The sequence below is a fragment of the Aliiroseovarius sp. B-4 genome (assembly GCF_056857795.1).
In genome coordinates, this window is the sequence record NZ_JBSXNV010000039.1 from 493248 (window position 1) to 502080 (window position 8833).

An 8833-nucleotide genomic window follows, 5' to 3' on the forward strand; every position below is an offset into this window, starting at 1 on the left:
AATGTCTTTGCTTTCTGTGCGCGACCTGACCGTCAAGTTCGCCATGCGCGATGAAACCGTGACCGCGTTGAACGGCATTTCCTTCGACATCGCGAAGGGTGAACGTCTGGGCATCGTCGGTGAAAGCGGGGCGGGAAAGTCGATCACCGGCTTTTCGCTGATGAACCTGATCAGTCGCCCCGGTTACGTCGATCGCGGCGAGATCTTACTGGACGGTGAAGACGTCGTGAAGATGAGCGACAAGCGTCTGCGCGAGTTGCGCGGCGACAAAATGGCGATGATCTTTCAGGATCCGATGGTGACACTGAACCCGGTTCTGACCATTGGTCAGCAGATGATCGAAACCCTGCTTGCCCATCGCAAGCTGAGCCGGGAAGAGGCCCGCCAGATCGCCATCGTCAAGCTGCGTGAAGTCTATATTCCTTCGCCAGAAGAGCGGCTGGACCAATATCCGCACGAATTGTCTGGTGGGATGCGTCAGCGGATCATCATCGCCATTGCGCTTCTGCTGGACCCGGAGTTGATCATCGCGGACGAGCCGACAACCGCGCTGGATGTGACCATTCAGGCCGATATCATGGAACTGCTGCTGGAACTGTGTCAGTCCAACAAGGTGGGTCTGATCCTGATTACCCATGACCTTGGTGTCGTCAGCCAGATGACCGAGCGGACACTGGTCATGTATGCAGGGCAGATCATCGAAGCCGGGCGCACCCGCGAGATCATCAACGATCCGCAGCACCCCTATACGCAAGGTTTGATCAACGCTTTGCCGCAGCAAACCTTGCCGGGGCAAAAGCTGCGACAGATTCCAGGTAACATGCCATCTTTGACAAACATTCCGGCGGGCTGTCCTTTCAACCCACGTTGCGAATACGCAACCGATCTGTGTCGCACCAAGGTGCCAGAGATCATCCAATACGGTGAGGTTCAGGTGGCTTGTCACGAGGTTGAAAGGCTGCACGCCGAAGGCGCGCGGCAGGAGCAGAACGCATGAAAGACATGAACGTTCAGACCCCTCTGGTCGAAATCAAAGGCTTGGAAAAGAGGTTCGATCTTGATCAAGGCTTTCTTGAAACCCTAAAGTTTCGTAACGGTCGCATTACCCGAGAAACGCGTGCCGTCCATGCCGTAAACAACGTGACGCTGGATGTGAACCGCGGCGAGGCGTTGTGCGTTGTCGGGGAAAGTGGCTGTGGCAAATCGACCGTTGCCCGTCTGGTGGCGGGGCTTCTGACCCCAACCAGCGGCGAAATCCATTATGACGGATCGCGCATCGACAACCGCTCGCGTGCAGAAATGCAGCCGTTGCGCAAGAAGATCCAAATGATCTTTCAAAACCCCTACGCGTCGCTGAACCCGCGCATGACCATCCGGCAGGCGTTGGAAGAGCCTGTGAAACATCACTTCCCTTCGTTTTCTGCGGCGGAAGTGCGGGACAAGGTAACAGAGGTGATGATGTCCGTCGGGGTCGATCCCAGCTGGGCCAAGCGGTACCCGCACGAATTTTCAGGCGGGCAGCGGCAGCGGATCGCGATCGCTCGCGCCTTGACGGTCGACCCGGAGTTCATCATCGCGGATGAACCGATCAGCGCGCTGGACGTGTCGATTCAGGCACAGGTGTTGAACTTGATGCTGGAGGCCAAGGAAAGCCGTGGCCTGACCTACTTGTTCATCACCCACGATCTGAGCGTGGTCGAACACTTCGGAACGCGTGTGGCGGTGCTGTATCTTGGAGCGGTGTGCGAAGTTGCCGACACCGCCACACTGTTCTCGAACCCCAAACACCCCTATACTCGGGCCTTGTTGTCCGCAGTTCCGCAATTGAAGGATGACCGGCCAAACCACATCCGCCTGAAGGGCGAGATCCCGACGCCGATCAACATGCCGCAAGGTTGTCCCTTCCAAAGTCGCTGCGCATTTGCGAATAACAGGTGCATAAGTGAAAAGCCGAAAGCCATTCACCAACCTGACGGCAGCCTTGTGGCCTGCCACGCTGTCGAGGAAAACCGGTTGGACGAGGATGTGATCGGCGCCTGATACGGACCCGCGTCATTGGATATAATCTGGCTTAGAGACTTTGAAGCGTTGGTTGCGTGCAAGAATTTCTCGCGCGCCGCGGAAGAGCGCAACGTAAGTCAGCCGGCTTTCTCGCGGCGTATCAGAGCGTTGGAGAACGAGATCGGCGTGCGCCTGATCAATCGCGAAACCCTACCTCTGGCATTGACTCCGGCGGGCGAGGTCTTTCTGTCGCAAGCCCGCATCATGTTGCGCACATATGAAGAAACCATCGAACGTTGTCAGACGATAGATGCTGCAAGCGAGAATGTTATTCGGTTCGCGACCTCGCAATCACTTTACATGACGCATTACAAAAACCTGATCGCCCCGCTGGCCAGCAAAGGCGGCGTGGAGACCGACCTGAACTCGACTTCGTGGGCGGCGGATCAGTTTGTCAGTGCGCTTCAGCAAAGCTATTGCGATGTGATCCTGACCTATTGGCACCCGTCAATGCAGTTTCTGGGGCCGCTTGAGGTTGCGAATTTCGAGCATCTGACCTTATCGGCGGATCGGTTTGTGCCGGTGTCCCGCACCAGACCCGGTGGCGGACCGGAGTTTCAGTTCAAGACCGGCAGCAAAGATGCGATGCCGCTGTTATCCTACGGGGCCGTGTCGGCGTTGCGCGCGGTGCAGGATTTCGTGCTTGAGCAAGCCATCACCCCGCAAAAGATGCTGATTGTGAACCAGAACGCGCTGGCCAACAGTGTGAAAGCGATGATCCTTGAAGGATTTGGCATGGGGTGGCTTCCGCTGAGTTTGTGCAAGACCGAGCTGGCGGAAGGTCGGCTTGCCATCGTTGAAGAACGGTTGGCGACCGATCTGGAAGTGCGCGTCTATCGCGACCCGAAAAACAACAAGGGCACGCTGCACGAACTATGGGCGCAATTGCTGCAAGAACAACGTTCACGGCTACACCGACGCCCCAGACGCGGCGCAACTCTGTAGCTGTTTTGGTTAACAGATTGTAGCTGTCTCGTGCGGGCGCGTTAGACGGTCTCAACCCTGTCTTCATAGGACTCTGACGAATTGCTGCCGCCGTCGATCTGTTCGGCTTGGTGGTGTGCATGGTGCCAAACTGTCAGGAGCATATGATGACAAACCCCTTCGAGAACCGTTCGCTTTCCCTGCGTGGGCCTGCAACTGATATGGCGCCGGTCACGCCGTCTGATGCCAGAGATCTGATCAACGTCGCTGTCGCGCTGTATGTTGAAACCGGTGGGGCCGTCGCTTTTACGTCGGTGGCCGGATATGATCGCGTGGTCATGGTCGGGGATAACGCAATTCTTCCCGTTGGGGTCAGTCGCGTCATGGCCACTGGTACGACGGCCGCTGGTATCCATGCCTTTGTGCTCGTCTGATGATGGGGTTGGGATATGATATTCCGGCGCTTGCGTTACGTCGAAGACCATCGACCACGCCCGCGCCGTTTTCGCCGGAGTCGCTGTCTCCGTCTGTATTCTTTGATCCGTCGCAGATGTCTTCCTTGTTTCAGGATATTGCTGGCACCATGGCTGTTTCGGCAGACAATCAACCGGTCGGGCTTTGGCAGGATTTGTCAGCGAATGGTCAGAATCTTGGCCAAGAGGTCAGCGCCGCCCGCCCGACATATCGGACCGATGGCAGCTTCCACTGGGTCGAGGCTGATGGGGTGGATGACGGGTTGAAGACGGCGCCTGTTTTCGATGTTCGGAACCCCGTCACGATGGTGTTGGGGTATCAGATGCTGTCAACCTCGGGCACCGCGCGCGTGAACATTGCCGAGATCAGCCAGACCAGCACAAACGGCATGTCGGTTGGGGTGCGACCAAACATTGATCGGTTGCAGTATTACAGCCGCATGTCGCAACAGGGCGTGCCCGCCAGCAATGTGGCATCCCCGACCGTTTGGGGAAACCACGAGAAACATGTGGTCACACTACAAGCCACGTCAGGCCATGTGACTGTGCGGTTGGATGGCGTGCCGGTCATTGATACGGCGCAGAACCTTGCACAGCAGTCGATTTCGGCGCAACCGCTTCGCATTGGGCTTGGTCTGGTGACGGCAAGCATTCCGGGAGCGTTTCGGCTGTTCGGTTTACAGGTCTGGACGTCAAGCGCCACGCAACCCAATGCGACACAGATTGACGAATTGGAAGCGTGGCTCGCCGCCAAGATGGGAGTATCTCTATGACCATTCGTATTACCATTGCCTGTCCAGAGGGCATGATGTCCGAAGCCAATCAGTTTGCGCTCTGCGTTGGGAACTCGCCCGCCGATGCACAGACATTCGGTTCGGCGACGTGGGAAGACGGGACGGGGGAGCGTTATGCGCTGGCCTCGCTTTTGGCCGGGGCACAGTTTCCACAGGTGGCGGGCGCACCGCTTCTCGCACCGGCTTATGCACCGGATGCAGATATTGCCGAGGCAGGGATTGCTCAGGCAGCGCTGCGCATATGGTCGCCCATGTCACAAGGCAGTTTTCCAGAAATTGGGCCAGATCGTCTTGTCGCAGTCATTGGGCTTGAAGCTGGGCTGGCCATTCCTCTCCTTGGTTTGTCACCCGTTCCAATCGAGGACTAAACTTGGCCTTCTGTCTACTTTGTCTGGGCAGAAAAGCTGCGTAGCCTGCGCGGCCATCAAAATACTTTGCAGTTTAGACAAATCATGATAGCAACCTAAAGATGAAAAGAATTTAGGTTAATGCAACCATGAGGTAGTTCATGCAGCAATACGGCATGACACCGGATCAAACTTTGGATCTGGATCCGAGGCCCACACGCGCCGCTGCGCTGACGCCGCTTGGTTTTGCAATCGGTAAACGTGTTTTCGATGTCTTTTTCTGCCTGCTGTTAGTGCCAATTCTCGGCGCAACCAGCTTGCTTTTGCTGCTTCTGAACTATGCCTTCAATCCGGGGCCGTTGCTGTTCATGCAGCCCCGGATGGGGCGCGACTGCACCCCCTTCATAGCGTATAAATTCCGCACAATGACGCCGTCGACGCAAAGGCGTCGCGCGAATGATCCCCTTGAAAACGAGCGTATCACCAGCCTCGGCGCCGCATTGCGACAAAGCCGTCTGGATGAGTTGCCCCAGATCATCAATGTCCTGCGAGGCGAGATGAGTCTGATCGGTCCCCGGCCCGATTGCTATGATCATGCCGTCACCTTTCTGCAAGATGTGCCTGGCTACAAAGAGCGTCACGTGGTTCTGCCGGGGATCAGTGGCTTTGCGCAGACAGAGCTTGGCTATGTCGAAGGCACTGAAGCCACGATCAAGAAGGTGGAGGCCGATCTTCACTATATCGCCAATCGTGGTTTCCGGCTGGAAGCATGGATTTTCTGGCGGACACTCGTGACGGTGATCAGCCGTTCGGGGCGTTAATTTCGTGTTTGCATACCGATCAAGGGGCTATGAATGAATATTCGGCAGGAGTTTCCGGACGCCTATGGTTCGACGGCTCGGGATGACGCGGAGAGGCCCACAGATCTGGACCTTCTGCGTGTCGGACAGGCGTTGTGGCGGGGCCGTCGGGTGATTGCCCTGCTGGGCATCGTTGGGCTGGTGCTGGGCGCAGTCTACGGATTTGGAGTTGCGCGCCCCAAATACGCGGCAACGGCTTTACTGGTTATGACGCCGTCGTCCGATCCGGTCATTTCTGGCGATGTCTCATCGCAACCCGTGTCGCAAGACCTGTCGGACATGAACACGCAACTTCACATCATTCAGTCGCGTGGCCTGGTGCACAAGCTGGTTGATGAACTGGCCTTGACGAGCGATCCGGAATTCAACCCGGCGCTGCGGTCCGGCTGGTCCGTCTTTCCCACGGCTGGTTCTGTGAAATCGGCGGCAGAAGACCCTGAAACCATCGAACGGGTGATCGGGACTGTGCAGGGCGCGCTGTCGGCCTATGTGCAGAGAAACACACGTATTTTTGCGATCACAGTGCGTTCGGAAGATCGCTTGAAGGCCGCCAGAATGGCCAACGCGCTTTCGGCCATTTATTTGAAAGATCAAATTGATGCGAAGTTCCAAGCGGCAGATGATGCGGTCGGGTGGCTGTCGGACCGTGTCGGTGTCTTGCGGCAGGAACTGACGGCGCGCGAAGCGGCCGTTGCGCAACTCAGCACGCGGATGGATTTGACCTCGGTCGAGGGGCTGGCCATCCTGAACGCGCGCTTGAAGGACGCGCGCGCGCGGCTGCAGGACGTGCAACAGCGTGCGGATCAAACCGAAGATCGTCGCGACGGTGATCAGCAGAGGTTGGCTCTTCAGAAATCAGCGTTGGAAAAATCCATTGCCGAGCTTGCGCTGGCGGTTAAGACCCAAAGTGCCGATGCAAACGCGCTGCAACAGTCGGAACGTGAAGTCCAGGCGACACGTGTACTTTATGAAACCTTATTGGCGCGTTTGAAACAGGCGAGTGCCTTGCGCGGGTTGCAGCAGGCGGACGCGCGGGTTCTGTCTGCGGCGTCGGCGGGCACATATCAATCCCCGCAAAAGGGGTTGATCATGCTGGCCGGGGCGATGATCGGTATTGTCCTTGCGGGTGCCTATGTCTTGTCGAAGCAGTTTGTGCATGCTGGGTTTCGCACCTCGGATGAGTTGGAAAAGGCAACCGGGAAACCTGTTTTGGGACAAGTTCCCGTCATTCCCGTTGCGAACCGCAGCGCGTTGGTGCCGTTTCTGTCGAACCACCCTACAGCCGCAGCGGTTGAAGCCGTCCGAAACCTGCGCACGTCGCTTTTGATGTCAAACATCGACCAACCTCCGCAGGTTGTGCTGGTCGCTTCGGCTGTGCCGGGCGAGGGTAAGACAACGCATGCGGTGGCCCTGACACAAAACCTTGCCGGTTTGGGCAAGCGTGTGCTGTTGATCGAAGGGGACATCCGCCGCCGCACTTTGGAGCAATATGTGCCCGGCCCGTCGGAGCTTGGGATCATGTCGGTGCTGGCCGGTGATCTTTTGTTGTCAGATGCAGTGCAACACGTACCGGGGCTGGGTGCGGATGTTTTGTTCGGTGAAAGAACACGGTCGAGCGCCGCAGATCTGTTCGCGTCGCGCCGATTTGAAATCCTGATGCGGGACGCGCGGGCGGCTTATGACATGATCGTCATTGACAGCCCTCCGGTGTTGGTGGTTCCAGACGCGCGTGTGATTGCCCGCCAAGCGGATGCGGTTCTTTTCACCGTGGGGTGGAACAAGACGACCCGTCGGCAGGTTGCCGAAGGTTTGCGGCAGTTTGAGAGGGTGAATCGCGAAGTCACGGGTTTGGTGCTGTCTCAGGTCAAACCCGAAGACATGGTGCGCTATGGGTATGCGGCAACCAATCCCGCATATACGACTTATGGCGAAGAGTATTACGGCCCGACCTAAGGCACGCTGCTGTCGCCGTTGACGGATTTGTTGATCAGGATCGGGAAGGCTTGTTCGAAGGCGCGTGACCATTTGGTGATCGGCTGTTCTTCGATAAAGACGATATCGTTTGGACGCATTTGCATCCGCGTGGCCAGCGTGATGTTGACCACATTCGTGGCATCCAGATGCCAAGCCGTGACCTTGGTATCATCAGTTCCCGTTCCTGGACGGATCACATAAATCTGCGCCGGATCGCCGGTTCTGGTATTAAACCCGCCCTCATCATACAGCACATCAGCCAAACTGGCTTGCCGCCCATAAGGCAGGGCGACCCGGCCTTGCTGGGCTACTTCGCCTGCCAGATAGACATAGTCGCGCGTTTCGGCGTCAAGTTCGCGGCGGGTCGAGAAGTTGGCGCGTCGTTCGTCCAGTGCGTCGCGTTGCACCGACATTTCGGCCTTCAACTCGGTCAAAGCCTGGAGGCGCGCGCCGCGTTTCAGGCCAATCGCCGTGATCTGCGCCTCGTAAAAGGCCAGCGCCCGGTCGAGGTTATAGCTTTCATCCACATAGATCGCATCGCCCGGCAAAAGCGTCAGGTTGCGCGCCTCGGCATTGGACGGAACGGCTGAGGCGGGCATTTGATAAAGTGTTCCATCGCGGTAAAGACGTATCGCCGTTGCTTCCTTGTCATCTGCAATGACCCCACCTGCCTGTGCCAGCGCATCGCCAAGCCGCAAGGGTTTCAACGTCAGGGGCACCAAGCCTGCGCGGGCAACCTTTCCACCAACGGCCACATGTTGCGAGTTGAATTCGGCGATCTCAAGGCTGAAGGCGGGGTCGATGTTCTTGGCCACAAGGGCTTGGAAAACGGCGTCTTCGGCGTCTTCCAGCGTGTTTCCTGCAACCTTGATCTGCCCAATGTCGGGCAGCGCGATCATCCCGTTGTCGCGCACGGTAAAGCCTTTTCGCTGGGTTTGTGCGCTGAGAAGCCCGCCCAGTTCCTCAATCGTGCTGGTGGTACTTTTGGTCACGAGCATCACAACATCGCCAATGCCAATCCTGTAGCGTTGCGGAGCGATCTGGTCCGGCAGTTTGGTGGCTATGCTTTCGCGCGATTGTGTGGGGCCGTCCGGAATGTCTGGCAGGGTTGCCGCGCCACGCAGGCTTGCGCCACCGGCTTCCGCGTAAAACGCGTCTGGCAGGCTTAGGGGAACATAGGGTGCGCTGTTGGCCTGCTTTACCGAACTTGCGGTGATGGGCATTACCTTCACGTCCAGCCCGGCGGCCTGTGTTTGCACGGTAGGGCTGTTATAGGTCACACCGCAGCCGGCCAAGACAAGGCTGGTGCCAAGAAAAAGAGCGCGCAATCCGCTGTGATGCATATTGTCCTCCGTCCGTCCAACCCTGCCGCCTATCGGTTTTCGGCGTAAGGGTTGGCA

General features: G+C 57.5%; 9 protein-coding genes. 8 read left to right on the top strand and 1 reads right to left on the bottom strand.

What is annotated here, in order from left to right:
* The first annotated feature begins 1 nt into the window (after position 1).
* From AC13C8_RS13390 to AC13C8_RS13425, 8 genes are all read left to right on the top strand, one after another.
* Positions 2–997, top strand: coding sequence for an ABC transporter ATP-binding protein (locus tag AC13C8_RS13390; protein WP_482847770.1), 996 nt, complete (start codon positions 2–4; stop codon positions 995–997).
* Positions 994–2040, top strand: coding sequence for an ABC transporter ATP-binding protein (locus AC13C8_RS13395; RefSeq protein WP_091427946.1), 1047 nt, complete (start codon positions 994–996; stop codon positions 2038–2040). Before AC13C8_RS13390 ends, AC13C8_RS13395 begins: the two co-directional genes overlap by 4 nt.
* A gap of 15 nt (positions 2041–2055) precedes the next feature.
* Positions 2056–3006, top strand: a complete 951-nt coding sequence (locus tag AC13C8_RS13400) for a LysR family transcriptional regulator (protein ID WP_091427948.1) — start codon at positions 2056–2058, stop codon at positions 3004–3006.
* Between the two features lie 146 nt (positions 3007–3152).
* On the top strand, positions 3153–3419 hold the full coding sequence (locus AC13C8_RS13405; RefSeq protein ID WP_091431934.1) for a spike base protein, RCAP_Rcc01079 family: 267 nt from the start codon (positions 3153–3155) through the stop codon (positions 3417–3419).
* Positions 3420–3568: 149 nt separating this feature from the next.
* Positions 3569–4231 carry a hypothetical protein gene (locus AC13C8_RS13410; protein ID WP_143064269.1) on the top strand — a complete coding sequence of 221 codons (663 nt, stop codon included), beginning with the start codon at positions 3569–3571 and terminating at the stop codon, positions 4229–4231.
* A complete protein-coding gene (locus AC13C8_RS13415) occupies positions 4228–4620 on the top strand; it encodes a hypothetical protein (RefSeq protein ID WP_091427951.1) in 393 nt (130 codons plus the stop codon). The genes AC13C8_RS13410 and AC13C8_RS13415 overlap by 4 nt, the downstream gene beginning before the upstream one ends.
* 155 nt (positions 4621–4775) lie before the next feature.
* The gene (locus tag AC13C8_RS13420) at positions 4776–5420 is read left to right on the top strand and encodes a sugar transferase (RefSeq protein ID WP_482847772.1); all 645 of its coding nucleotides are present in this window, start codon (positions 4776–4778) and stop codon (positions 5418–5420) included.
* A 33-nt stretch (positions 5421–5453) separates the two neighbouring features.
* Positions 5454–7412, top strand: coding sequence for a Wzz/FepE/Etk N-terminal domain-containing protein (locus tag AC13C8_RS13425; RefSeq protein ID WP_482847773.1), 1959 nt, complete (start codon positions 5454–5456; stop codon positions 7410–7412).
* Here AC13C8_RS13425 and AC13C8_RS13430 read toward each other — a convergent pair.
* Entirely contained in the window at positions 7409–8776 is a 1368-nt protein-coding gene (locus tag AC13C8_RS13430) for a polysaccharide biosynthesis/export family protein (protein ID WP_482847775.1), read from the bottom strand. The genes AC13C8_RS13425 and AC13C8_RS13430 overlap by 4 nt on opposite strands.
* Positions 8777–8833 lie beyond the last annotated feature (57 nt).

What these genes read in the sequence shown, in the direction of transcription:
- AC13C8_RS13390 (WP_482847770.1), top strand. Translation starts at nt 2, where the DNA reads ATGTCTTTGCTTTCTGTGCGCGACCTGACCGTCAAGTTCGCCATGCGC.
- AC13C8_RS13395 (WP_091427946.1), top strand. Translation starts at nt 994, where the DNA reads ATGAAAGACATGAACGTTCAGACCCCTCTGGTCGAAATCAAAGGCTTG.
- AC13C8_RS13405 (WP_091431934.1), top strand. Translation starts at nt 3,153, where the DNA reads ATGACAAACCCCTTCGAGAACCGTTCGCTTTCCCTGCGTGGGCCTGCA.
- AC13C8_RS13410 (WP_143064269.1), top strand. Translation starts at nt 3,569, where the DNA reads ATGGCTGTTTCGGCAGACAATCAACCGGTCGGGCTTTGGCAGGATTTG.
- AC13C8_RS13415 (WP_091427951.1), top strand. Translation starts at nt 4,228, where the DNA reads ATGACCATTCGTATTACCATTGCCTGTCCAGAGGGCATGATGTCCGAA.
- AC13C8_RS13420 (WP_482847772.1), top strand. Translation starts at nt 4,776, where the DNA reads ATGACACCGGATCAAACTTTGGATCTGGATCCGAGGCCCACACGCGCC.
- AC13C8_RS13425 (WP_482847773.1), top strand. Translation starts at nt 5,454, where the DNA reads ATGAATATTCGGCAGGAGTTTCCGGACGCCTATGGTTCGACGGCTCGG.
- AC13C8_RS13430 (WP_482847775.1), bottom strand. Translation starts at nt 8,776, where the DNA reads ATGCATCACAGCGGATTGCGCGCTCTTTTTCTTGGCACCAGCCTTGTC.